A 24557-nucleotide genomic window follows, 5' to 3' on the forward strand; every position below is an offset into this window, starting at 1 on the left:
CACACCACCGGAGATCATCATGCGCTATCGACTCGGAGTCGACGTCGGCGGAACATTCACCGACGTTCTGCTTCTCGAAGAAACGACCGGTACCACCTACAGAGCCAAGACTCCGTCGACACCAGCCGATCAGTCCGTCGGGGTGTTGAACGGCATCGACAAAGTGTGCTCGAAGGCCGGCATCGAACCGTCGGAGATCGATCAGGTGCTCCACGGCACCACGGTGGCGACCAACGCCATCCTGCAAGGCCGGGGAGCGCGCGTCGGACTCGTCACCACGGACGGGTTCAGGCAGGTCCTGCAGATCGCCAGATCGTACGTACCGGGAGGGTTGGCGGGCTGGATCATCTGGCCGAAGCCCGAACCGCTTGCAGCGCTGGAGAACACCGTCGAGGTCGTGGGTCGTCTGGCGGCGGACGGCTCCGAGGTGACGGCGCTCGACGAGAACCAGGCTCGGGGTCAATTACGTCGACTCGCCGGCGCCGGTATCGAAGCGCTGACGATCTCGCTCATCAACTCCTATGCGAACGACGCACACGAGAAGAAGATCGCCGAGTGGGCTGCCGACGAGCTCCCGGGAATTCCGATCTCCATCTCCAGTCAGGTCCTGCCCGAGATGCGGGAGTACGAGCGGACCCTGACCACCGTGGCCAATAGCTACGTTCAGCCCGAGGTGTCGCGTTACGTACGCAATCTCGACAACTCGTTGCAGGACAGGGGAATCAAGGCTCCGTTGTCCATACTTCGCAGTGACGGCGGACTGGTGCAGTCGGCGAAGGCATCGGAGGCACCGGTGTCGTTGCTGTTGTCGGGTCCGGCGGGTGGGGTCACCGGGGCCGTCTGGTTCGCCGAACAAGCCGGTTTCTCCGACTTTCTCACCTTCGACATGGGCGGGACGTCCACAGACGTCGCCCTCGTGCTCGGTGGGCAACCACGTATCGGCCGTGAGACCAAGGTCGGCGACCTCGCCGTCCGCGCGACGAGCGTGGACGTGCGAACGGTCGGTGCCGGTGGCGGTTCCATCGCGCACGTGCCCGAGTTGACGCGCGCCTTGCGGGTCGGGCCGCAATCGGCCGGGGCCGACCCCGGGCCTGCCGCCTACGGAAAGGGCGGAACCGACCCGACGGTGACCGACGCGAACGTCGTTCTCGGTTACCTCCCAGCCTCTTTGGCGGGCGGGGAGGTAGATCTCGACGCCGACGCGAGTCGCACCGCGGTGGCGACGATCGCCGAGGCCATCGGCTTGGCCGGTCCGGAGGAAGCCGCATCCGGAATTGTCGACATCGTCAACGAGAACATGTTCGGCGCACTGCGATTGGTCAGTGTGCAGCAGGGCTACGACCCTCGCGATTTCGCACTCGTCTCGTTCGGTGGTGCCGGGCCGCTGCACGCGAACGCGCTGGGTCGACTCACCGGGTCGTGGCCGGTGATCGTGCCACCGTCTCCCGGGGTTCTCTGCGCGTACGGCGACGCCACGACGTGTCTTCGGGACGAGGCTGCGCGCACCATGGTTCGTGCCTTCTCCGACATCGACGACGGCGAGTTGCGCACAGCTCTTGCCGAATTGGCCGAAGCGGCGTCGGAAAGGCTTTCGGCCGAGGGGGTGCCAGCAGACCAGCAGACCGCCACCTGCCAGGTGGACCTGCGCTATCAGGGTCAGGGATTCGAGATTCCCGTCGACCTCGACGCGTCCGCCCTCGATTCGGGGGAGCTGTTGTCCACTCTCGGCTCTGCCTTCGACGCCGAACACCAGCGACTGTTCTCGTTCCTACTCAAGAACGAACGGGAGGTCATCAACCTCCGAGTCACGGTCAGTGGTCCACGCCCCGAGGTGGCGTTCCAGCCGTTGGAGGACGGTGGCGACGATCCGTCCGCGGCGTTGATCACCACGAACGACGTGTGGATGGACGGGCAGTACGCAAAGGCCGGCATCTACGACCGCTCGAAACTGTTGGCAGGCAACGTCGTGACGGGTCCGGCAGTGATCACGGAGATGGACTCCACCACGCTGGTGTTGTCCGGACACACGGCCACGGTCCACCGCAGCGCATGCCTTCTCATCAACCCCGTCGGCACCGACGACACCCATCGCACCACTCGACTGCAGGAGAGCTGATGGCCACCATCATCGAGACCTCGAAGACCCCGTTCACCACGGTTCCCGTCGACCCGATCACGCTCGACATCATCGAGAACGCCTTGCGAAACGCCCGCGCCGAGATGGACGAGGTCCTCTTCCGGACGGCACTGTCACCGGGTATCCGCGAACAGCACGACGAATTTCCCCTCATCGCCGATCCGAGCGGCAAGATGGTGGTCGGGCAGTTCGGCCTGTCCGTTCCCGACTTCCTCGACAACTTCTCCGGCACCGTCGGCGAGGGCGACATCCTGCTCACCTCCGATCCTTACGCGTGTGGTGCTGCCATCAGTCACGCCAACGACTGGCTGATCGTGTTGCCCATCTTCCACAGCGGACGCGTCGTCGGCTGGTCGTCGATGTTCGGGCACATGGCCGACGTCGGAGGTAAGACGCCGTCGTCCATGCCCACGGACGCGCACACGATCTTCGAGGAAGGCGTGATCATTCCGCCCTTCAAGCTGTACAGCGCAGGCGAATTGAACGAGACCGCGCTGGACATCATTCTCAATCAGGTGCGCAAGCCGGACTGGAACCGGGCAGACCTCAACGGACTGGTCGCGGCGTGCACCACCGCGTCGCGGCGCATCGTCGAGCTCTGCGACCGGTTCGGCGTCGACGTGTATCTGTCGGCGCTCGACGCGTTGCTGGACAGGAACTATCAGGCCATGAAGGTACTGCTCGCGATGCTGTTCGTCGACGGCGAGACCATCGAGTTCAGCGACTTCATCTGCGATGACGGATGTGGTTACGGCCCTTACGAACTGACCATCGAGCTGACCCGCCACGGGGAGAAGATCCACCTCGACTTCAGCAAGGCCGCGCCGCAGGCCGTCGGTCCGATCAACTACTTCATCAACGAGAATCTCGTACGCATGTTCTTCGGCATCTACGTCATCACTGTGGCCGATCCGCAGATTCTGTGGAACGACGGATTCTATCCGTTGATCGACGTGACCATTCCCGAGGACTCGTTCTGGAAGCCACGCTATCCGGCCGCACTCAACGGCCGCAATCACGGAATCGGTCGTGTCTTCGACCTTTTCGGTGGGCTGCTGGGCAAGAACAACCCCGAGATTCTCAACGCCGCAGGCTTCTCGTCGTCGCCGCACTTCATGTACTCCGGCCACTACGACGGGGGCGCGCGGGACGGGGAGTGGTTCCAGCTGTACTCGATCGGATTCGGAGGTATCCCCGGTCGTCCGATGGGCGACGGGCCGGACGGTCACTCGCTGTGGCCGTCGTTCGTCAACATCCCCTGTGAGTACCTCGAGTCCTACTATCCGCTGCGTATCGAGCGGTGGGAGACAGTCACCGATACCGGCGGGGCCGGGCTTCATCGCGGTGGCAACGGCGTCGACGTGGCGTACTACTTCGAGGAGCCGGGCACCATCGCCATTCACGACGACAGGTGGCTCACGTATCCGTGGGGTGTCAACGGCGGTAAACCCGGTGCGCGAGGGAAGAAGTGGATCGTCCGAGCGTCGGGTGAGGTCGAGGTGTTGGCCAGCAAGATCCACGAGGTGCCGGTGGGACGAGGCGATGTGCTGCACTTCGTCACGTGGGGCGGCGGCGGTTGGGGTGACCCGCTGACCCGGGATCCCGAACTGGTCGGTCTCGAAGTTCGACGGGGTCTGGTCAGTACCGAGGGTGCTCGCATCGGCTACGGAATCGTCTGCGATGCCGACGGTGTCGTCGATTCGTCCGCCTCCGAGGCCGCGCGCAGTGAGATGTCTGCCGCGCGCGGGGAGATCGCAGTGTTCGACAAGGGGCCGTCGATCGAGAAGATCCTCGAGCGGTGCGAGGCCGAAACCGGATTGCCCGCACCGCGTCCGCCGGTGAATGTCCGTAAGGCAGTGCGCGCGTGAGCGACACGCTCGGGTCGTACCGGGAGTCGGGATTTGCCGGTGAGCTGGGCCCCGGCCGTAGCCCGGCGGTTCTGGTGGTCGACATCGTCGCGGCCTACCTGGTGGACGGCTCGCCCCTGCGTGCCCCGGTGGAAGCGGCAGTAGAGGCTGCGGCACAGCTGGTTTCGTCCGCACGATCAGCCGGTGTTCCGGTCGTGTTCACCCGGGTCAGCTATCAGCCCGGCGGAACCGACGGCGGGCTCTTCACGACGAAGATTCCGGCTCTGACGGTCTTCGAGGAGGGCTCGGAACTGGGCGAATTTCCCGTCGACCCCCGTCCGATCGCCGGGGAGATCGTGGTGACCAAGCAGTATGCGAGTGCGTTCTTCGGTACCTCTCTGGCGGCCACCCTCACTGCCCGCGGCATCGACACGCTGTACATCTGTGGTTTGACCACCAGCGGCTGCATCCGTGCAAGCGCGACCGACGCACTGCAGCACGGCTTCCGTCCTCTGGTGGTGGCAGATGCGTGCGGTGATCGGGAGCCGGGCATGCACGAGTCGAACCTGCTCGACCTGCAGGCCAAATATGCGGACGTCATCGATCTCGCGCAGGCAATTCAACAGTTCGGAGCGTCCTCTGGGTGACGGCTGTTCGAGCCACAGATGGAGATCAGCTCCCCGGATTCGAATACCCGACGCCGATCGGAGGCTGAGATCCGAAACGGGAGAGCCGATGTGGTGGGACGGTTCCGTCCTGCCAGGAAAATCCCGTCGGTTCGGACGAATCGATCAACTCATCAGGGGATAGTGGTTCCATGGACACGCTGAATCCCGATGTACCGGACGACGTCTTCGCGGACGTGTTGAAGCAAATCTCCCAGTTCGTGCGATCACGTGTGGTTCCTCGTGAACTCGAGATCATGAACAACGATTCGATCCCGGACGATCTGCGACAGCAGTCCGCGGAGATGGGTCTGTTCGGCTACGCGATTCCGCAGGAGTGGGGCGGGTTGGGTCTGAATCTGATTCAGGACGTCGAGGTGGCCATGGAGCTCGGTTACACATCGTTGTCATTGCGATCGATGTTCGGCACCAACAACGGGATCGCCGGGCAGGTGCTCGTGGGGTTCGGTACCGAGGACCAGAAGGCGACGTGGCTGCCGGGCATGGCAACCGGCGACATCGTCGCGTCCTTCGCGCTGACCGAGGACGGGGCCGGGTCGAATCCGGCGGGGCTACGGACCACCGCGAAAGTCGACGGCACCGGGTGGGTCATCAACGGCAGCAAGCGTTACATCACCAATGCGCCGATCGCGAACATGTTCGTCGTCTTCGCCAAATTGGACCCGAAACCGGAAAGCGGCAACGGTATTGCAGTATTCCTGGTCCCTTCCGACACGGCCGGCATCGAGGTGGGCGTCAAGGACGCGAAGATGGGGCAGCAGGGCTCGGGCACTGCCGACGTGAACTTCACCGACGTGCGCGTCGAGGCCGACGCCTTGGTGGGCGGCAACGGCGACGCAGGAGTGGAGCCTGCGGAACGACCGATGATCGATATCGGGTACAAGGCGGCGATGACGTCGTTGGCGCGGGGGCGGGTGCATATTGCGGCGTTGGCCGTCGGTCAGGCGCAGCGTGCCTTGGACGAGTCGGTGGCTCATGCCGCGTCGTCCACTCAGGGCGGGGAGCCGATCGGTAACTTCCAGTTGGTGCAGGCGATGATCGCCGATCAACAGGTCGGTGTCATGGCGGGCCGGGCGATGGTGCGTGAGGCGGCGCGGGCGTGGGTGCAGGAGACCGACCGCCGTATCGCGCCGTCCGCGGTGAAGTTGTTCTGCACCGAGATGGTCGGCCAGGTCGCCGATCTGGCTGTTCAGATTCACGGTGGTGCCGGGTACATGCGTGAGGTTCCGGTCGAACGCATCTACCGTGATGTCCGGCTGCTTCGGTTGTACGAGGGGACCAGCGAGATTCAACGACTGATCGTCGGCGGCGGCCTGATTCGAGCCGAACAGAAGCGGACGTCGTGAACACAACCCCGCCGAACGGGCAGTATTGCGCTGATCTCGGGTGGCACACAGCCGTCGGTGCCTAACGTGGACGGGGACGAAAGGACCAGCGCATGTCGCAATTCCCCGGCCTCTCCCACGTGGCCGTGACCGTATCCGATCTTGCCGCCAGCACCGAGTGGTACTCACGACTGTTCGACGCGTCGCCCGTACTCGACGAGGACGAAGAATCCGGCAACTATCACCACACCGTGTTCGCGCTCGACGGCGGCATGCTGTTCGGATTGCACACTCACGGCGACGATCAGGTCTCCGGTGCCTTCGACGAGAAGAGAACGGGCGTGGACCATATCGCGTTCGGCTGCACACAGGACGACCTAGCGTCTTGGGTATCGACGCTCGACCGACTCGGCATCGCGCACAGCGGTGTCAAACACGCGCACTACGGGTCTGGAATCTCGTTCCGCGATCCCGACGACATCGCCCTCGAATTCTTTGCTGCGCCTGCCTGACCGCGCTGCCCTTCACGCTTCAGGTTCCGCAGAAGGTCCGAAATCCGGCACTGAAGTTCGCAGGCGCGGGCAGGGCGTACTCGGACCGTTCGTCGCGGCGGTCGAACGGTGTCGTGACGACGTCGAGCAGACGCTCGAAAGGCTCGAGATCACCCTCGGTCGCGGACCTGAGTGCGGCGTCGACCAGATGGTTGCGGGGAATGTAAGCGGGGTTGACGCGATCCATCCCGTCGGCGATCGATGAAAAGTCCTGTCCTCGTGCCGAAACCGCTGACCGCCAACGCTCGAGCCACTCCGCGGACGCGTCCGGTGGAACGAGGGAATCGAACGGCGACGAGTCTCCGCGCAAGTTCTCGGCGAGGGCGCGGAAGGTCAGGGTCCAGTCGGCTCGGTGGTCGGTGAGCAACCGGTGCAGTTCGTCGACGAGCGCCGCGTCCGCGCCATCGTCTGTCAGGCCGAGCTTGAGGGCCATCGCGGCAGAGTAGTGCCGGCGGTAGCGTTCCCCGAACGTGTCCAGTACTGCGGTGAGAGCCGTGATGGCGGTATCGGGCGTCGAATCGACCAGGGGCAGTAGTGTTTCGCCGAATCTGGCCAGATTCCACCCGAGCACTGCGGGTTGATTGCCGTAGGCATAGCGTCCGCCGTGGTCGATGGAGCTGAACACCGTAGCCGGATCGTAGGAGTCGAGAAATGCGCACGGTCCGTAGTCGATGGTCTCCCCGGAGATCGTCGTGTTGTCCGTGTTCATGACACCGTGCACGAATCCGACCGACATCCACTGCGCAACAAGCGATGCCTGGGCTTCGACGACAGCCTCGAAGAAGGCGAGACAGCGTTCCTCGACCGGCAGCTCGAGCAGTGCCGGGTAGTGGCGGGCTATCGCGTAGTCGGCGAGGGGCTGTGTGAGCCCCTCACGCCTGGCCGCGAACTCGAAGGTGCCCACCCGCAGATGGCTCGACGCGACCCTGACGAGCACCGCCCCGGGTTGCGGACCTCCTTCTCGCACCACCTGTTCACCGGTGGTGACGACGGCGAGCGAACGTGTGGTGGGAATGTGCAGCGCGTGCATCGCTGCGCTGATGAGGTACTCGCGCAGCATGGCGCCCACTACCGCTCTCCCGTCGCCCCCACGCGAGAACGGGGTAGCGCCGGACCCCTTGAGATGCAGGTCGACTCGATGGCCCCGACCATCGCGCAGCTCGCCGAGCAGCAGTGCTCGGCCGTCCCCCAACAGGGGAACGAAATTGCCGAACTGATGACCCGCGTACGCCATCGCCACAGTGGCGGATTCGGCCGGAGGAGTCGACCCGGACAGCACACCGGCTGCCTCGGCCGTGCGCAGCGACGCCGGGTCGAGCGCGAGTGACCGAGCGAGTTCATCGTCGAGAATCAACACCCGAGGATCCGGCGCGTGGGTGCCCTGCCACGGCACTGTCAGTCCAGGAACCTCGTCGGCGAAGGTCGTCTCGAACCCGAATGCGGGCAGGCCCGTGGTCGGTACGCCCGGTCTGGTGGATTCACTCATGGTTCAGGGGTACCACGAATCGTGGCACCCAATCCCCTGGGACTCTGCTGTCCGATGCCGTTCAGGGGCGAGATGCTGCGGCCACGCCGGAGTCCTGCTTCCTTGCGAAGGTCTCGTACCCGGCCGCCGCATCGAAACGGATGTGCACCCGTCCGTCGTCGCCGTCCACGGACACGCGCGCCCGCACTCGGTACACCTCGGCGATCAGTTCCTCGGTCAGCACTTCCGCGGGGGTGCCGCCTGCGACGACCCTGCCGTCCTTGAGCACCAGGACCTCGTCGCAGAACATCGCCGCCAGGTTCAGGTCGTGGAGCGCGACGACGCTGGTGATCGGCAGGCGCGCAACGAGGGCCAACAGCTCGAGTTGATGGTGGATGTCGAGATGGTTGGTCGGCTCGTCCAGCAACATCTCGCGGGGCTGCTGAGCCAGTGCGCGTGCGATGTGCGCCCGCTGCTGCTCACCACCGGAGAGCGTGCGCCACAATCGATCCGCTTTGTCGGTGAGTCCGGTCTGCGCGAGTGCATCGTCCACGGCGTCGTCGTCCAGGTCGCTTCCACCGAAAGCCCCGCGATGCGGGATGCGTCCCAGACGCACGACGTCTCCGACCGTCACATCGACGTCCGTGTGGGCGTGCTGACCCACGACTGCGACCGCGCGGGCGATGTGTCTGCGCTTGAGCGAACCGAGCTCCGCACCGTCGAGTTCGACGACACCAGCGGTGGGTGATGCGGCCCCGGCCATCAGGTGCAGCAGTGAGGACTTACCGGAACCGTTGGGGCCCAACAGTCCCACCATGCGGCCGGGCCCCGGATGCAGGGTCACGCCGTCGACCACCAGGACGCCACCGCGCTTCCAGGAGACGTTCGACGCGTGCAGGGTCATCGAATTCCTCTCTTGCGAGCCATGATTGCGATGAAGGCGGGAACGCCGACGAGTGCTGTCCCGACGCCCACCGGCAGTGGGGTAGGGGCGAACGCGACTCTCGACACGGCGTCGACCCACACCATGAAGATCGCGCCGATGACGGCAGTGGTGGGCACGAGGCGGCTGTGGTTGGGTCCCACCAACAGACGCGCTGCGTGCGGAAGAATGAGGCCGACGAAACCGATGGCGCCGGCCACGCTGACCAGTGTCGCGGTGATCAGGGCGGTGCCGACGAGCAGAGTCAATCGGACCTTCTTGACGTCGAAGCCGAGCGAGGACGCCACCGAGTTGCCGAACGCGAACGCGTCGAGCACGTACGCGTAGTAACAACACACCACCGCGCCGATGCCGGCCACGGCCACACACAGCACGACGTCGTTCCATCGCACACCCTCGAACGAACCGAGCAGCCAGAACATCACGCCGCGCGTCTCGTCCGAGTCGGCGAAGGCGAAGATCACGAAAGACGTCAGGGCCGAGAACAATTGAGTGGTTGCAACACCGGCGAGAATCACGCGATCGTTTCCACTGCCGGACATTCGGGCGAGAAACAACACCAGGCCGAACGCGACGAGTGCGCCGATGAACGCACCACCGGACAGCCCGAGCGCGGCCCCGCCGACACCGAGGACACCGACCACGACGGCACCCGTCGAGGCACCCGAGGAAACACCGAGCACGAACGGGTCCGCCAGGGGATTACGCAGGAGCGACTGCATGATGACACCGCAGATGCCGAGTCCGACGCCACTGGCTGCAGCGACGAGCGCACGGGGGAGTCGCTCCTCCCAGATGATCGCGTTCTTCGATACCTTCACCGGGATGTCGGTGATGCCGAGATGGTTGAGTATCACGTCGCGCACGTTGACCAGCGAGATGTTCGCCGGCCCGAGGGTGATGGCGACGAGGACCGACACCACGCACAGCACGACCCCGCCCAGCAGGGCGAACACCCAACGCCACAGGTTGCGGGAGGTCTGCGCTCGCTGGGCGGAGCGCCGGCGGGTGATGGTCGCGGTCAGGACGACAGTCCCAGGTCGCGCAGTCCGGCCGACACCTTCTCGACACCGTCGACGGCCCGGATCGACGGGTTCATCTCCGCACCGTGCAGGGAGATGTAGCGCTTGTCTCGGACGGCGGCCATCGTGCTCGTGACGGGGTCGGACTCGAGGAATGCGATCTTGTCGGCGAGCAGGTCACCGGGAAAACGGTTGCGCGCCAGGTCGCCCAGTACCAGGACGGTCGGATCCCGATCCACCATGGTCTCCCAGCCGACGGCAGGCCAGTCGTCGTCGGTGTCGGCGAAGACGTTCGTCATGCCGACCGTTCTGGCGAGTAGATCGGCCGATCCCCGTCCGCCTGCGATGTACGGACTCTTGGTGTCCGCGAACCAGAATGCCACGGAGACATCCGATTCGGCGGTGGTCGCGGTGGCGTCGGCCATGCGGGTCTTCAGTTCGTCGACGAACTCGGCACCGCGCTCGTTGACGTCGAAGATCGCCGCGAGTTCGGTGATCTCCTGGTACAGCGACTCCATCGTGAGCAGCGTCGTTCGGGTGTTGCCCCCGTTGACGCTGCGACCGGCGTCGCAGTCGGTGGGTGAAAGATACGTGGCCGCACCGGTTTCGGAGAAGCGGGACCGCTGAGCGACGCCGCCTTGCTCGAAGTGGCGTCCGAACGATGCGGTGACGAGATCGGGTTCGGTATCGACCACGACCTCGTAGGTGGGGGCGTTGTCGGCCAGTCGGGGAACCGAGGCGTTCGCGTCGGCGAGGTTCTCGCGGACCGGATCGGTCCAGGAGGCGGTGCCCACCATGCGATCCTGCACGCCGAGCGAGAGGAGAATTTCGGTGGAGTTCTGATCCAGCGACACCACCCGCTGCGGTGCCGAGTCGAAGGTCACCGACTCTCCGCAGTTGTCGATGGTCAATGGGTAGGTGGTCCCACCTGCGGTGGTGTCCGAGACCGCGTCGGGAACCTCCTCTGAGGCTCCGCACGCGACGAGCGATCCGACCAGGGCAGCAGCGGCGGCGAGGGTGCCTGCGCGGCGACGAACGTTGAGCACGTGGGATGTCCTTCGGGTTCTGACAGCAACGAGCCGCCGGGGATCACCCGACGGCGCAGCGCGCCCGAGGCGCGCATGAGCACAGGCTAACCTTTGGTCGGCGGTGATGGAAATCGTCGCCGCTGAGCCGTCGGTGAGAAACCGGTCCGCGCCGACGCTGTCCGCGACATAATCGGTGGTATGGCCGACTTCAACGAGATGATCATCGAGGAGTTCCGCAGTAACGGTGGACACGTGTCCACGGCTGGGTTCGGCGACTCCCTCGTCGTCGTGCACTCGATCGGCGCCAAGAGTGGCGAGATCCGGCTGAATCCGCTGATGGCGATTTCCCAGGAAGGTAGCTGGTTGATCGTCGGCTCGGCCGCGGGTTCACCCAAAGACCCTGCCTGGGTTCACAATCTGCGCGCACATCCTCGCGTCGACATCGAGGTTCCCCACGATGGGGGAGTACGAACCGTCGCAGTGGAAGCCTCGGAAGTCCCCGATGCCGAATGGGCCGACAGTTGGCAGAAGTTCCTCGACGCGTCCTCCGGATTCGCGAAATACGTCGAGACCTCCGAGGGCCGTCGATTCCCAATCTTCCGCCTCACTCCCACCTGATCTCCCGGGGCGAGTTTTCCGGCTTCGACAAGCGTTGCGCCTGAGCGACAATGGCCCTGAATGACAATGGATCCGTCGCCAGGGGACGCGGCGCTCCGAGCTCGTCGAGATCTGATCAGCCGGAGGCGAGGGCCTTCTGTCGGACGACCACCCGGCCGGCTATGGCAGAAGCGAGATCGGCGACCTCTGCATCGAGTGTCTCGCGACTCCTGGTATCGGTTTCGTACAGGAAGTTCGTCGATCCCACTGTTGCACCGCAGTATTCGAAGATGCCCCGTTCGATCTGCGTACGGAAAGCGGCATCGACGCCGTGGCGCTCGAAGCTGTCGGCATCGTCGCCGGCAAGTGCAACCAGGTGGACGGTGAGTCGGTCCAGCTTCTTGTCGAACCCGACTCCCGGGCTGTATTCGTACGCCCATCCGCTGACGAAGACGCGATCGATCCACCCTTTCAGTAGCGCGGGCATCGACCACCAGTACATCGGGAAGACCAGAACCAGATGATCGGCGCGATCGATTCGTTCCTGTTCGGCACGCACGTCCGCCGGTGTGGTTCCGTTGCCGCGGAACAAGTTCAGGTCTGCGTCCTCGAATCGAGGATCGAAGTTCTCGGCCGCCAGATCGGCCGCCTCGACGGTGTCGCCTGCGGTGCGGATCGCGTCCGATACGGATCGAGCGACGTGGTGGGTCAGGGAGTCGGGGTCGGAATGGGAGACTACGACAAGTGTGGTCATGGCTGATTCCTTCGGTGAGGAGAAGCGGCTATGTACCAAGAGTAGGTTACTATTCGTACATAGCGCAAGGAGGTGCCCGATGGCCCGGACGCGACTGTCTCGCTCCGACCGATACGACCAGTTGGTGGAGGTCTCCTGGGCTCTCGTGCGGGCGGAAGGAGCCGACGCTCTGACGCTCGGCCGACTCGCTGAACACGCCGGCGTCGCAAAACCCGTGGTGTACAGCCACTTCGCCTCGCGTGCGGAACTCCTGGCCGCCCTGTTCACGGAATTCGACGACCGGCAGACGGTCATGCTCGAGGAATCCCTCCACGCCGCGCCCACCTCGTTGAACGGACGCGCACACGCAATCGCCAACTCGTACGTGGGTTGCGCGTTGGCGCAGGGGCGTGAGCTGACGGGTGTGCTGGCGGCATTGGAGGGCTCGCCCGAACTCGAACAGGTCAAGCGATCGGCCGAACGGGCGTATTCCGATCGATGCCGGTCGATTCTCGAGCCGTTCAGCGGCTCCGGCGGGATCTCGGCATCGTCGATCACCGCGATCTTCGGTGCAGCGGAGGCACTGTCGCACGCGGCGGTATCCGGAGTGCTGGGGCCAGAGGAGGCGACGGAAGAATTGACCGAGCTGATCGTCGCCGTCGTCGGCAGGGGCTGACCGGTAGTCGTCCGACGGGTACGCCGTCAGCCGGAGATTCGCGGCTGCACGGTGGGAAACCGGTTGCGCAACGCATCGAGCTGGCGATACAGCGCGTAGAGCGCCTGCTTCTGGGTCTGCGCTTCGTCGCTGTGCCACACATGGCTGCGGGAATCGCCTACCCGCAAGGCCTTGCGCGCCAGTTGCTCGGACTCTTCGACGCGACTCGACGCGGCTGCGATCTCGCTGGTCAGCATGTCGGCGAACACCCGAGCCTGGGCCGCGTCCGAATTCTCTGCCATGTGCGTCCACTCTCGATCTCGCGGCTCGACCGTTGATGGTTCGAGTACCGATGATCAGGATAACCAACCGGAAAAAGACCGTCGGACCGGCTTGCGGGGTCCGGAGGCGTCGTTCCGGTACCTGGACTACTACTCGGTGTAGTCGGTAGTAAGCTCCCGTCCATGTCTGCGTCAACGGATGGATTCGCGCTCCTGCGCGGTGCGTCCGTGGGCGGGCTGTCGGCGCTGGTCACCGTCGCAGCGCACACGTTCGGTGGGGGAATGCCTCCATCCGACGCGGCCATCGTGCTGTTGGCCGTCGTCTCCGCTGCGATCGGCTACGCGACCGCCGCGGCACCGACACCGGCGGCACCGCGCGCACAGCTGCTGATGATCCTGACTGCCGCGCAGTCGGTCGGACACCTGTTGCTCACCGCCGTCGACGGTCACCATCACGGTTCGATGCTCACCCAGCAGATGTTCGCGGCCCATGTGGTTGCCATCCTGGTCGGCGCTCTGGCCATCCGCGGAGCGGAGCACGGCATCCGGCGCGCAGTGACCTCGCTACGTGAGGCACTGCCTCTGTTGGCAGCTCTCGTCGTCGACGAGTCCCGCATCGCCCCTGAACTTCCGGTCTACCGACTCCCGGGAACGCCTCGTCTACTCGACCTGTCGGGCTGCGGAAACCGCGGACCGCCTGCGCTTCGGACCTGACCGCAGCTCTTCACTCCCACCCGCCCTGCACGTAGGCGTCGGGTATCGAGCTGTCGCTGTCTGTTCGACGAGCCCTCACATCGCGCGATCCGCGCTGCCTCGAGCACGCCCGATCGTCTGTGCGATGCCTTCTCGCGCACCGCTGCGCGCGCCCACCCATGCCTTCACGAAACGAGTCCTCATGTCCACACCGGAATTGGAACGCCTCGCCGATCCATCGCCGCCCACCCCTTCCCAGCGCCCACGGAGCTGGCGACCGTTGATCCTGCGTCTGCACTTCTACGCAGGCATCCTGGTGGCACCGTTCATCCTGATCGCCACCATCAGCGGCGGCCTCTACGCCGTTGCTCCGACCATCGAACAACTCGTGTATCGCGACTACGTCCACGTGGACACGACCGGTCCGGCCGTCCCCGTCGCCCAGCAGATTCGGGCAGCGCAGGCCGAACGACCCGACCTCACCGTCGCCGCCGTCCGCCCTGCAGCCGAGGCCGGCGACACCACTCGGGTGATGTTCACCGACCCGAGCTTGGGCGAATCGCAGCGGCTGGCTGTTTTCGTCGACCCCGCCACCGCGACGTCTGTGGGTGAGCTGGCTGTGTACGGCTCCTCCAGCGCCCTACCGTTGCGCACCTGGATCTCCGAACTCCATCGCCATCTGCACCTGGGGGAGCCAGGTCGCCTCTACAGCGAACTCGCCGCCTCGTGGTTGTGGGTGATCGCGCTCGGCGGCCTGTACCTGTGGTTCGAGCGGTATCGACGCAATCGCGACAAGGCCAGGCTGTTGACCTTCGATCGAAAGTCGAAGGGCCGCAACAGGTCCTTGAACTGGCACGGCGTGGCTGGTATCTGGATCGCCGTCGGTCTGATCTTCCTGTCCGCCACCGGATTGACATGGTCCACCTACGCCGGGGAGAACGTCACCGAGCTGCGGTCGGCACTGAGCTGGACCACCCCCGCCGTCACCAAGACGATCGGCTCCTCCGACGCGGCCGCGGCGGGTGACCACTCCGGTCACGGCGGGCATTCGATGGAAATGCCGGCCGATGCATCGACGACGGAGGACAACGTCGGACGTATCGACTCGGTGCTGGGGATCGCCCGAGCCAACGGAATCGACGGTGCCGTGGAAGCGTCCATTCCACCGTCGGCAGACACGGCGTTCGTCGTCGCCGAAACCCGTCAGCCCTGGGTGATGTCGAACGACTCCATCTCGATCGACGGTGCCGCCGGCACAGTGATCGACACCGTGTTCTTCTCCGATTGGCCCATCGCGGCCAAGCTGTCGGCCTGGGGTATTCAGCTGCACATGGGCACGTTGTTCGGGGTAGCCAATCAGCTTGCGCTGCTTGCGCTCGCCGTCGCGCTGGCATCGGTCATCGTCAGGGGCTACATGATGTGGTGGAAACGCCGCCCCACCAAGGCAAGCGGCCTCACGGCAGGGCGGCCGCCTCTGCGCGGCGGCATTCGCCGCATCTCACCGATGTCCGTCGCCGCGTTGGTGGTCGTCGCTGTCGCTGTCGGCTGGTTCGTCCCACTCCTCGGGCTGAGCCTGGTGGCCTTCCTCGCCGTCGACGTCCTGCTCGGCTCGATTCGCAGAGCACGGACCAGAACCACCAATCCCGCTGCTTCTCGACACGAAAGCGAACTCGTATGAATCTCACCCGTCGCACCTCCACACTGTTGGCCGCACTGTCGGTCACCGGCCTGATCCTCACCGGATGCTCCAGCAACGAGCCCGCCGCCGCGGCGACGGAGTCCGATTCCGTCGTCGTCCGCGAGCAATGGGTCAAAGCCGCAGACTCCGGTATGACGGCGGCCTTCGCCGAATTGCAGAACACCGGCGACTCCGATGTGCACGTGGTCGGTGCATCGTCTCCGGCGTCGAGCCGAATCGAATTGCACGAGATGGCAACCGGGGCGGACGGGGCGATGGTGATGCGGCCGAAGGAGGGAGGCTTCGTCATCCCGGCGGGCGGTACGCACGTGCTCGCCGCGGGCGGCGATCACCTGATGCTGATGGACGTCACGTCGCCGCTGACCCCCGGAGCCGACGCGGAATTCACGCTCGAGTTCGAGGACGCGTCGAGCACGACGTTCACCGCGCAGGTTCGTGACTTCTCTGGGGCCCAGGAGAATTACGAGCCCGGCACCATGGACATGGACGGGTCGGCAACCCCCGCGCCGGCACACGGTGGCTGACAACGAGAACCGGTCACCACGCTCGCTGAGCCGGCGGCGTCTCCTCGGTGGAGGCGTCGCCGCGCTCGGCGTCGCGGGCGTGGGAGCCGCGACCGGTTACGAGATCGTCGGCAACCGAGCCGAGCAGACGGCCACCGGAAGTGAGACCGTGCCGTGGCGCGGCGTTCATCAAGCCGGTGTCGATACTGTTCCGCCGCAGGCACACTCGATGTTCGTCGGGTTGAACATGCATGAGCGCGTCGGACGCGACGAGCTGATCGGGATCCTGAAGGTCTGGACGGAGGACATCGGACGGTTGACGTCCGGTGCACCCGCACTGGCCGATACCGAGGCCGAACTGGCGCTCGAGCCCGCCCGCCTGACGGTGACCGTCGGGCTCGGTCCGGGTGTGTTCGATGCGATCGGTCTGCCGAATCGGCGGCCGTCGTGGCTGGCACCGCTTCCTGCGTTCGGAATCGACCGCCTGGAACCGGGATTCACCGGCGGCGATCTGCTGCTGCAGGTGTGCTCGGACGATCCCGTCACCGTTGCGCACGCTGTGCGGGTACTGACCAAGAACGTGCGCTCGTTGGTGACGATCGCCTGGACACAGCGCGGATTCCGGCGTTCGCGTGGTACCGAGGAATCGGGCACCACGATGCGAAATCTGATGGGACAGGTCGACGGCACCGTCAATCCGGAGGCCGGAAGTACCGACTTCGACGGTCTGGTCTGGGACGACGGGAGCGATCAGCCCTGGATGAAACACGGAACGTCGATGGTGTTGCGGCGCATCCGGATCGAGATGGACACCTGGGACGAGCTGGATCGACCCGGCCGGGAACTGTCGGTGGGGCGAACCCTCGACACAGGTGCCCCGTTGACCGGAACCGCCGAGTTCGACAAGGCAGATTTCAACGCAACCGATCGATTCGGAATTCCGGTCATCCCACCGTCCTCGCACATCGCGAGGGCACGGCATGTTCACGACGGCGAGCGAATCTTCCGGCGGGCCTACAACTACGACGACCCACCGGCTGCCGGATCACTGTCGAACACCGGCTTACTGTTCGCGAGCTATCAGCGCGATGTGCTCACCCAGTTCCTGCCGATTCAGCAACGACTCGACGAATTCGATGCGTTGAACCAATGGACCACCCCGATCGGTTCTGCGGTGTTCGCGATACTCCCGGGAGTGGTCGACGACGGCTACCTGGGGCAGAGTCTGTTCGGGTAACCGGGACACCTGGGTGTTCACGAGGTGCACTCAGGCCGGTGCCAGAGCGCTGTCCACGTTGGCCAGCGCCAGGCCCATGCTGGTCGTCATGCCTATCCCGGTGGTAACAGTGGCGATGTGCACGCGGTCCACCGGTTCCTCCAGCAGGAACTCCGAACCCGGTGCCGAACAGTAGATTCCCTGCCATCGGTCGGTGACGTCGATGCGGTCGACTCCGAAGAGCGACCGGGCTTCGGTGAGCAGCACCTGGAATCCTTCCTCGCTCTGGAACGGAGACGCGGTGATCTCACGAACGTGAGTGTCGCCGAGCAGGATCGATCCGTCCGGTTGTGGGGTGTACATCTGGTGCAGATCGAGCTCGACGTAGCCGGGATAGTCGGACTGCAGGCGGGCAGCGACGTCGGCAACGGCGGGCAGGTTCTCGAAACCCGAGTACCTGAGCAGCGACCAACCGGTGAACAGTGGGGTGGGTAGCGGTGCGTCGAGCGGGAGCGTGGCGCGCAGCATGTGCAGCCGACATCGCACCAGTGCGTCGCGTTCGGCGTACTCGGGAAACAGTCGATCGATGTCGTGGTTGACGGTGACGAAGGTGGTGCCGGCCCGCAGTTCCCCGCGCGAGGTGTGAACTACGCCGGGGGCGAACGACGTTGCGGCGGTGCGCCAGAAGAAGTCGACCCCGGAGCTGTCGAGCCAACGCGCGATGGCCGGGGCGGCGGCGCGTGGGTCCACTTGGACGTCCAGCGGCAGATACATGCCGCCCACCACGTCGGTGTCGGCAATGGGGAGTCGGTCCAGTACCTCGGTGCGGCCCAGTAGTCGTACCTGCTCCTTGCCCCGCAGTTCGGCGAACTGCTCGAGCACTGCGTACTCGTCCTCGTGCCGGGCAACGCAGTGCGTCCCGGACTCGACAGCCCAGAAACCTGCCGTACGGGCGAGGTCGAGCCAGTGGCTGCGGCCGGCCCGAGCGTAGTCGAGTGCAGTACCGGATTGCGCTGTGATGCAGGCGTGTCCGAAGTTCTGCACCGATGCACCTGCCACGCGATCGGCATGATCGACCACCGCTACCGTCAGGCCGCGTCGGTGAGCGTGATAGGCGTGAGCGAGACCGACGATCCCGGCACCGACGACCACGACGTCATATTCTGTGGTCATGTCAGGCATCCATGACTGCGGTGAAGGTCATCCGGTCTCCGCGGTAGAGCGACCGTCGGTGTTCGATAGGAACCCCGTCCGTGTCGTAGGAGACGCGGCCGAGCAGAAACATCGGTGTGCGGGTGTCGACGGTGAGGAGCGCAGCTTCTCGGGCGTCGGGAAGGACGGTTTCGATGGTGTCGACCACTCGTCCGAAGACGACTCCGCGCGTTCGTAATTCGGCATACAACGACGTTCGGTGATCGAAACTGTCCTGCAGCCCCGGAATGCGGTACGCAGGGATGCGAGTCGTCTCGAGACCCACTCGGACGTCCCCGGTGGTGAAGACGCGCTCGAGTTGGACCACCTCCGAACCGGTCTCGATTCCGAGCAGATCCGCGAGGGCGTCGTCAGCTCGGAACGTGTCCCAGCCGACCAGAATTCGGGTGGCACTCATGCCCTTCTCCCGCGCTGCCTCGGTGTAGGAACCGATCGCCAACGGTAATACCACTTTGGGTTCGGCAACGACGGTCGCGCGTCCGCGACGTTCGATTCGACCGGCCACCAACAGTTCTCGAATGGCTTGACGCAAGGTCTCGCGGGAGACGTCGTATCGATCGGCGAGATCGCGCTCGGACGGAAATGCGTCGCCTGCCGACATGCCGTCGAGCATGTCGTCGAGACTTCTACGCACGATCTGGTGCTTGAGCACGCGGGGTTCGCTGTCCACAACCATGAGCCGACCATAGCACCAATTGGTCTAGACCTAACTGTTGCTCGACGTTCACGAGTCGTTCACTCGAGTTCCACGCAATGGTCTATACCAAACGGCAGTCTCTTTCTCATGCCGAACTCCACTACCCCGAACGCCAGCACCGACATCGAACTCGTCGTCCTCGACATGGCCGGAACCACCGTCACCGACGACGGACTCGTGTTGGACGCGTTCGACGTCGCGGCCACCGCCGTCGGACTCGCATCCGAGGGACCCGAACGCGACGACGCCCGTCGCTACGTCCTGGACACGATGGGTCAGTCCAAGATCGAGGTGTTCCGTGTGCTGTTCGGAACCGAGGACCGTGCCCAGGCCGCCAACCGCGCCTTCGAGTCGGCCTACGACGCCCGCATCGACGACGGTATCGCGCCCGTTCCCGGTGCGGCGCAGGCCATCACGAAGCTCCGCGAGTCCGGGATCAGCGTCGTGCTGACCACGGGCTTCTCGGCACCGACACAGAAGCGCATCATCGACACGCTCGGCTGGCAGGATCTGCCCGACGCGTTCCTCGCACCCGGTGAGGCCGGCCGTGGGCGTCCCCACCCGGATCTCGTCCTGTCGGCTGCGCTGTTCGCCGAGGTCAGTGACATCGCTGCGGTCGCCGTCGTCGGCGACACCTCGAGCGACATCCTGTCCGGTCGCCGGGCCGGCGCATCTCTGCTGATCGGGGTGCTCACCGGAGCTCACTCCGTCGACCGACTACGCGAGGCCGGTGCGACGCACGTACTCGACAGCGTCGCCGACCTTCCCCCCATCGTTCTGCCGTGAACACCATCCTCGCCCGAACCTCACCGAACGGACACCCCGCCATGATCGCCACCTCTCACCGTCGCACCGTGACCGCCGCGGCCGTGCTCTCGGCTGCCGCACTCGTTGCAGCCGGTTGCTCCAGTTCTTCCGACGGAGCCACCACCGAGCAAGGATTCCCCGAAACCATCACGCTCGCTGCGATTCCCGCCGAGAATTCCACCGACCTGAAGGCCAGCTACGACCCGGTCATCGAGCGCCTCGAGAACGAGACCGGAGCAACCGTCGAGTTCATCCAGGCCTCGGACTACGCGGGTGTGGTCGAGGGCCTGATCGCGGGCAATGTCGACCTCGCCTTCTTCGGCCCGTTCGCCTACGTGGTCGCCGGAATCAACGGGGCCGACATGACGCCGCTGGGTGCCGTCGTTCAGGACGAGGGAACTCCGCCCGGCTACCAGTCCTACGGAATCGCCCGTTCGGACAATGCCTCGGTCGACGGGCTCGCCGATTACGCCGGTAAGAAGGTCTGTTTCGTCGACCCCAGCTCGACCTCCGGATTCCTCTACCCGACAGCGGGACTCATCGAGGACAATGTCATCGCTTCCGGTGCGGAGGCCGACATCTCGAGTGCAATGACCCCGATCTACGCGGGCGGGCACGACGCCTCGGCCTTGGCCGTCAAAGCCGGGGATTGCGATGCCGGTTTCGCGTTCGACACCATGGTCGACCGAACGATGATCGACAACGGCGAGCTGGCACCCGGCGAGCTGAAGACAGTGTGGAAGTCCGAGATGATCGCCGGTTCGCTCTTCGCTGCCAACAACGATCTCGGTGCCGACGCCATCGCGAAGCTCGAGGACGTCTTCAGCGAGGGCATGAACTCCGATGCCTTCGTCGCGGACGGCATCTGCGCCGAGGAATGCCGCATCACCGACGAGGACGCCTGGGGCGTCGTGCCGGCGCAGGACAGCGATTACGACGGCGTGCGCCACGTATGCGAGGTCACCGGCTCCGAGAAGTGCCAGGGCTGATGATGTCCGCACCGATGGACCGGGGCGATGTCGTGGTCAGCGTTCGCAATGTCACCAAGACATTCGGATCCACCACCGCGCTCAGGGACGTGAATCTCGACGTGCACAACAGTGAGATGTTGGTGCTGCTCGGGCTTTCCGGCTCCGGGAAGTCCACGCTGCTGCGGTGCATCAACGGGTTGCAGCCCGTCACCTCCGGTAGCGTCACCGCCCTCGACACTCGTGTCGATCTGGCAAACCGTCGCCGAGTGCGCGAACTGCGCCGCGATGTCGGCTTCATCTTCCAGCACTTCAATCTCGTCGGTCGGTTGAGCTGTCTCGAGAACGTACTCGTGGGCGGCATCGGTCGCCTGTCCTTTCCGCGCTACGGAGCCTTCACCTATCCGAAGGCGATGCGAGAGGAAGCCCGGGCGTGCCTCGGCCGAGTCGGGTTGGCGGACTTCGCCGAACGACGGGCCGACACGCTGTCGGGCGGGCAACAGCAACGGGTGGCGATCGCACGCACCCTGATGCAGCGTCCGCGGATCGTGCTCGCGGACGAGCCCGTCGCCTCGCTCGATCCCGAGAACGCGGGCGTGGTGATGGATCTGCTGCAGCGGGTGTGCAGCGAGGAGAAGCTGACCGTGGTGTGCACCCTGCATCAGGTCGATCTCGCGCTCGGCTGGGCGCATCGGCTCGTGGGCCTGCGGGACGGTCGGGTGGTGCTCGATCGCCCGGCCGCCGGTCTCCGACGCGAGGACATCATGCCGATCTATCAGCGGATCGCGCCCGATCCCGGAAACATGACCACGGTGGCACCGACATGACCGTCACGGTCGAACCGAAGCCCACGAACACTGCTGCACAGAACGATCCGCGGCGACGTCGATGGCTGTTCCCGGCGCTGGGCGTCGCCGCGCTCGTTCTGACCGTGCTCTCGGCGGGGTACATCGACTTCGCGCCGACGACTCTGATCGACGGTCTCGAAGACGTCGGTAACCTGCTCGAGCGGATGCTGCCGCCCCGCGTGGACGACACCGGCAGGATCGTCTCCCTCGCACTCGACACATTGCTCATGGCAGTACTGGGCACCGTGCTCGCAGCGATCGTCTCGGTACCGTTGGCGTTTCTCGCGGCGCGCAACACCTCGCCGCATCCGGTCCTTTACAGCGTTGCTCGCGCCGTCATCACGTTCTGCCGGGCGATGCCGGATCTGCTGTTCGCGGTGCTGTTCGTCAGGGCGCTGGGGATCGGAGTGTTGCCCGGCATCCTCGCCCTCGCACTGCATTCCATCGGCATGCTCGGCAAGCTGTTCGCCGACGCCATCGAAGAGACCGATGTGGGACCGCGAGAGGCGATCCGTGCCGCCGGAGCCGGCTACTACCGGGAGATGATCAATGCCGTTGTTCCGCAGGTCGTTCCGGCGTGGATCGGAGCCTTCGTGTATCGAATCGACATCAATCTGCGCATGTCGGTGGTCCTCGGCTTCGTCGGGGCAGGCGGTATCGGGTTCGCCCTGCAGGACGCTCTGCGGGGCCTGATCTACCCGCGTGCTCTCGGCATCGTACTGGTGATCCTGGTGATCATCGCCGCGATGGAATTGGCGGCGATGGCTCTTCGCCGCATGTTGCTGGTGCCGTCTGCGGCCGGCCCGCAGCGCGATCGACTGATGCGCATCGGAGCGTCGGCCGTGCTCGTCGTCGCGGTCGTGGCGTCGTTCGTGGTGCTCGAATTGGATCCGCGCTCGCTTCTGACGTGGATCGGGCCGTCGATCGAGGTGTTCGGGCGTATGGTTCCACCGGACTTCTCAGCGTTGGGAGCGGACCTGTTCGACGCCGCCGTACAGACCGTTGCCATCGGAGTCGTGGCCACCGCCATCGGTATCGTTCTGTCGATACCCGTCGGAGTTCTGGCCGCGCGCAACGCAACTCCGCATCCCGCGGTGTACTGGGTCGCGAGATCCTGGATCCTATTGGTCCGCGCAGTCCCCGAACTCATCCTCGCTGTCGTATTCGTCGCGGCACTCGGACTGGGCCCGGTGGCGGGAACCTGCGCACTGGCCATCGGGTCCGTCGGATTCCTCGGCAAACTCGTCGCCGACGCGATCGAGGAGATCGATCCCGGTCCCCTCGAAGCGGTGGCGTCGGTCGGTGGCGGTTGGTGGAATCGGACACTGAGTGCGGTTGTTCCTCAGGCTGTTCCGTCGATCGTCGGTTCGAGCCTGTATCTGCTCGACGTGAACATCCGCACCTCGACCATCCTGGGGATCGTCGGTGCAGGCGGTATCGGCTTCCTGCTCTTCGAGTCGATTCGTACTCTGAACTTCGACGTCGCCGGTGCGATCGTTCTCGTCATCTTCGTCGTGGTGTACATCGTGGAAAGGATCTCCGGATGGATCAGATCATTGTTGGTCTGACACAGGCCGCCGTCTGGACGGGGAGCGGAATCGAATTGCGGGACATTGAGATTCCCGCTCTCGAATCGGGTGAGGTGTTGGTGCGCGTCGATCTCGCCACGGTGTGCGGGAGCGACCTGCACACCGTGTCCGGTCGACGGCACGGTGCGTGCCCGTCTGTGCTCGGGCACGAGGCCGTCGGTCGCGTGATTGCCGTCGGCGATGCGGTATCGGCTGTCGAGGTGGGGGATCGGATCGTCTGGTCGGTCACGGTGTGCTGTGGTCGGTGCGCCCGATGTGTCCGCGGGTTCACGGCCAAATGTTCGGCCGTGCGCAAGGTGGGTCACGAGTCTGCCGAGAGCGCATGGGCTCTCAGCGGCTCCTATGCTCGACACATCGTGCTCCCACGCGGAACCGCAGTGGTCCGAGTTCCCGACACCATGCCCGACGCCGTCGCCGCGCCCGCAGCGTGTGCGACGGCGACGGTGATGGCCGCCCTCGACGCCGCCGGTGCGATCGACGGTCGACGAGTACTGATCGTCGGGGCAGGGATGCTGGGGGTGACCGCCGCTGCGGCGGCCAGGGAGCGAGGTGCAGCGGTGTCGGTCCTCGACCGAGACCTGCAGCGGCAGAAACAATCCCGTGCATTCGGGGCCGTGGAGGACGACGGTGCACGCACCGATGTGGCCATCGACTTCTCCGGATCGTCCTCGGCTTTGCAGGCGGCCTCGGGGCGACTCGACGTCGGTGGGCGGCTCGTGCTCGCCGGCTCCGTCGCGCCCGGTGCCCCGATCACCGTCGACCCCGAAGCGGTGGTCCGAAACTGGCTGACCATCACCGGAATCCACAACTACGAGCCGCGGCACCTCCACCAGGCCGTTGCCTTCCTCCGTGATACCGGCGAGAAGTATCCGTGGGAATCCCTCGTCGAGGCACCGGTTCCATTGGCCGAACTCGAATCGGTGTTGCGGCCGACGCCGTCGGGAATTCTCCGGTCGTCGGTCGCGCCCTGGGCTCACGGTCTGTCGACGAGGTCCAACGACTGTCCGGCAAGTCCGGCAGGTGTCGCGTCGCGGTGATGTCGGCTCCGGCGGAGG

The 24557-nt window shown here is 65.2% G+C and carries 24 protein-coding genes; 16 read left to right on the forward strand and 8 right to left on the reverse strand.

Going from position 1 to position 24557, the window contains the following annotated elements; translation table 11 throughout:
* Nucleotides 1-19: 19 nt before the first annotated feature.
* The 5 genes from R3P95_RS08985 to R3P95_RS09005 all read left to right on the forward strand — a co-directional run bounded on the left by R3P95_RS08985 (nucleotide 20) and on the right by R3P95_RS09005 (nucleotide 6507).
* Nucleotides 20-2116, forward strand: a complete 2097-nt coding sequence (locus R3P95_RS08985; protein WP_317548100.1) for a hydantoinase/oxoprolinase family protein — start codon at nucleotides 20-22, stop codon at nucleotides 2114-2116.
* Nucleotides 2116-4005 (forward strand): hydantoinase B/oxoprolinase family protein, encoded by a 1890-nt coding sequence (locus tag R3P95_RS08990; RefSeq protein WP_317548101.1) that lies wholly within the window; start codon nucleotides 2116-2118, stop codon nucleotides 4003-4005. The genes R3P95_RS08985 and R3P95_RS08990 overlap by 1 nt, the downstream gene beginning before the upstream one ends.
* Complete coding sequence (locus R3P95_RS08995) at nucleotides 4002-4631, forward strand: isochorismatase family protein (protein WP_317548102.1); 630 nt, start codon at nucleotides 4002-4004, stop codon at nucleotides 4629-4631. Before R3P95_RS08990 ends, R3P95_RS08995 begins: the two co-directional genes overlap by 4 nt.
* 170 nt (nucleotides 4632-4801) lie before the next feature.
* Complete coding sequence (locus R3P95_RS09000; protein ID WP_317548104.1) at nucleotides 4802-6016, forward strand: acyl-CoA dehydrogenase family protein; 1215 nt, start codon at nucleotides 4802-4804, stop codon at nucleotides 6014-6016.
* Nucleotides 6017-6108: 92 nt separating this feature from the next.
* A complete protein-coding gene (locus R3P95_RS09005) occupies nucleotides 6109-6507 on the forward strand; it encodes a VOC family protein (RefSeq protein WP_317548106.1) in 399 nt (132 codons plus the stop codon).
* A gap of 19 nt (nucleotides 6508-6526) precedes the next feature.
* On the opposite strand, the gene R3P95_RS09010 is transcribed toward R3P95_RS09005, so the two are convergent.
* The 4 genes from R3P95_RS09010 to R3P95_RS09025 all read right to left on the reverse strand — a co-directional run bounded on the left by R3P95_RS09010 (nucleotide 6527) and on the right by R3P95_RS09025 (nucleotide 11022).
* A complete protein-coding gene (locus R3P95_RS09010) occupies nucleotides 6527-8032 on the reverse strand; it encodes a protein adenylyltransferase SelO (protein ID WP_317548108.1) in 1506 nt (501 codons plus the stop codon).
* A 61-nt stretch (nucleotides 8033-8093) separates the two neighbouring features.
* On the reverse strand, nucleotides 8094-8915 hold the full coding sequence (locus R3P95_RS09015; RefSeq protein ID WP_317548109.1) for an ABC transporter ATP-binding protein: 822 nt from the start codon (nucleotides 8913-8915) through the stop codon (nucleotides 8094-8096).
* A complete protein-coding gene (locus tag R3P95_RS09020; RefSeq protein ID WP_394855397.1) occupies nucleotides 8912-9910 on the reverse strand; it encodes a FecCD family ABC transporter permease in 999 nt (332 codons plus the stop codon). Before R3P95_RS09020 ends, R3P95_RS09015 begins: the two co-directional genes overlap by 4 nt.
* A gap of 65 nt (nucleotides 9911-9975) precedes the next feature.
* Entirely contained in the window at nucleotides 9976-11022 is a 1047-nt protein-coding gene (locus R3P95_RS09025) for an ABC transporter substrate-binding protein (protein WP_317548110.1), read from the reverse strand.
* A 180-nt stretch (nucleotides 11023-11202) separates the two neighbouring features.
* Between R3P95_RS09025 and R3P95_RS09030 the strand changes: the two genes are divergently transcribed.
* The gene (locus R3P95_RS09030; protein WP_317548111.1) at nucleotides 11203-11622 is read left to right on the forward strand and encodes a nitroreductase/quinone reductase family protein; all 420 of its coding nucleotides are present in this window, start codon (nucleotides 11203-11205) and stop codon (nucleotides 11620-11622) included.
* Nucleotides 11623-11737: 115 nt separating this feature from the next.
* On the opposite strand, the gene R3P95_RS09035 is transcribed toward R3P95_RS09030, so the two are convergent.
* A complete protein-coding gene (locus R3P95_RS09035) occupies nucleotides 11738-12355 on the reverse strand; it encodes an NAD(P)H-dependent oxidoreductase (protein WP_317548113.1) in 618 nt (205 codons plus the stop codon).
* A 79-nt stretch (nucleotides 12356-12434) separates the two neighbouring features.
* On the opposite strand from R3P95_RS09035, the gene R3P95_RS09040 reads away from it, so the two are divergent.
* Nucleotides 12435-13010, forward strand: a complete 576-nt coding sequence (locus tag R3P95_RS09040) for a TetR/AcrR family transcriptional regulator (protein WP_317548114.1) — start codon at nucleotides 12435-12437, stop codon at nucleotides 13008-13010.
* 26 nt (nucleotides 13011-13036) lie between these two features.
* On the opposite strand, the gene R3P95_RS09045 is transcribed toward R3P95_RS09040, so the two are convergent.
* Nucleotides 13037-13291 (reverse strand): hypothetical protein, encoded by a 255-nt coding sequence (locus R3P95_RS09045; RefSeq protein ID WP_317548115.1) that lies wholly within the window; start codon nucleotides 13289-13291, stop codon nucleotides 13037-13039.
* A 162-nt stretch (nucleotides 13292-13453) separates the two neighbouring features.
* Here R3P95_RS09045 and R3P95_RS09050 point away from each other — a divergent pair, with 162 nt between their 5' ends.
* The 4 genes from R3P95_RS09050 to R3P95_RS09065 all read left to right on the forward strand — a co-directional run bounded on the left by R3P95_RS09050 (nucleotide 13454) and on the right by R3P95_RS09065 (nucleotide 17402).
* Entirely contained in the window at nucleotides 13454-13984 is a 531-nt protein-coding gene (locus R3P95_RS09050; RefSeq protein WP_317548116.1) for a hypothetical protein, read from the forward strand.
* Nucleotides 13985-14165: 181 nt separating this feature from the next.
* Nucleotides 14166-15641: a PepSY-associated TM helix domain-containing protein gene (locus R3P95_RS09055; RefSeq protein WP_317548117.1), complete on the forward strand. Its 1476-nt coding sequence runs from the start codon at nucleotides 14166-14168 to the stop codon at nucleotides 15639-15641.
* Nucleotides 15638-16186, forward strand: a complete 549-nt coding sequence (locus tag R3P95_RS09060; RefSeq protein WP_269596265.1) for a copper chaperone PCu(A)C — start codon at nucleotides 15638-15640, stop codon at nucleotides 16184-16186. The genes R3P95_RS09055 and R3P95_RS09060 overlap by 4 nt, the downstream gene beginning before the upstream one ends.
* Nucleotides 16179-17402, forward strand: coding sequence for a Dyp-type peroxidase (locus R3P95_RS09065; protein ID WP_317548118.1), 1224 nt, complete (start codon nucleotides 16179-16181; stop codon nucleotides 17400-17402). Before R3P95_RS09060 ends, R3P95_RS09065 begins: the two co-directional genes overlap by 8 nt.
* Nucleotides 17403-17432: 30 nt before the next feature.
* Here the strand turns inward: R3P95_RS09065 and R3P95_RS09070 are convergent, their stop codons facing one another.
* Nucleotides 17433-18554 carry a TIGR03364 family FAD-dependent oxidoreductase gene (locus R3P95_RS09070; RefSeq protein ID WP_317548119.1) on the reverse strand — a complete coding sequence of 374 codons (1122 nt, stop codon included), beginning with the start codon at nucleotides 18552-18554 and terminating at the stop codon, nucleotides 17433-17435.
* A gap of 1 nt (nucleotide 18555) precedes the next feature.
* On the reverse strand, nucleotides 18556-19269 hold the full coding sequence (locus R3P95_RS09075; protein WP_317548120.1) for a GntR family transcriptional regulator: 714 nt from the start codon (nucleotides 19267-19269) through the stop codon (nucleotides 18556-18558).
* Between the two features lie 108 nt (nucleotides 19270-19377).
* Between R3P95_RS09075 and R3P95_RS09080 the strand changes: the two genes are divergently transcribed.
* From R3P95_RS09080 to R3P95_RS09100, 5 genes are read left to right on the forward strand one after another with little or no spacing between them, the layout of a single operon-like run.
* Nucleotides 19378-20076: a phosphonatase-like hydrolase gene (locus tag R3P95_RS09080; protein ID WP_317548122.1), complete on the forward strand. Its 699-nt coding sequence runs from the start codon at nucleotides 19378-19380 to the stop codon at nucleotides 20074-20076.
* 41 nt (nucleotides 20077-20117) lie between these two features.
* Nucleotides 20118-21086, forward strand: coding sequence for a phosphate/phosphite/phosphonate ABC transporter substrate-binding protein (locus tag R3P95_RS09085; RefSeq protein ID WP_317548293.1), 969 nt, complete (start codon nucleotides 20118-20120; stop codon nucleotides 21084-21086).
* Nucleotides 21086-21892: a phosphonate ABC transporter ATP-binding protein gene (gene phnC, locus R3P95_RS09090; RefSeq protein ID WP_317548123.1), complete on the forward strand. Its 807-nt coding sequence runs from the start codon at nucleotides 21086-21088 to the stop codon at nucleotides 21890-21892. Before R3P95_RS09085 ends, phnC begins: the two co-directional genes overlap by 1 nt.
* On the forward strand, nucleotides 21889-23481 hold the full coding sequence (gene phnE, locus R3P95_RS09095; RefSeq protein WP_317548124.1) for a phosphonate ABC transporter, permease protein PhnE: 1593 nt from the start codon (nucleotides 21889-21891) through the stop codon (nucleotides 23479-23481). Before phnC ends, phnE begins: the two co-directional genes overlap by 4 nt.
* Nucleotides 23457-24539, forward strand: coding sequence for a zinc-binding dehydrogenase (locus tag R3P95_RS09100; protein ID WP_317548125.1), 1083 nt, complete (start codon nucleotides 23457-23459; stop codon nucleotides 24537-24539). Before phnE ends, R3P95_RS09100 begins: the two co-directional genes overlap by 25 nt.
* Nucleotides 24540-24557: the final 18 nt, after the last annotated feature.

The sequence above is a fragment of the Rhodococcus cercidiphylli genome, assembly GCF_033042225.1.
Taxonomy (GTDB): domain Bacteria; phylum Actinomycetota; class Actinomycetes; order Mycobacteriales; family Mycobacteriaceae; genus Rhodococcoides.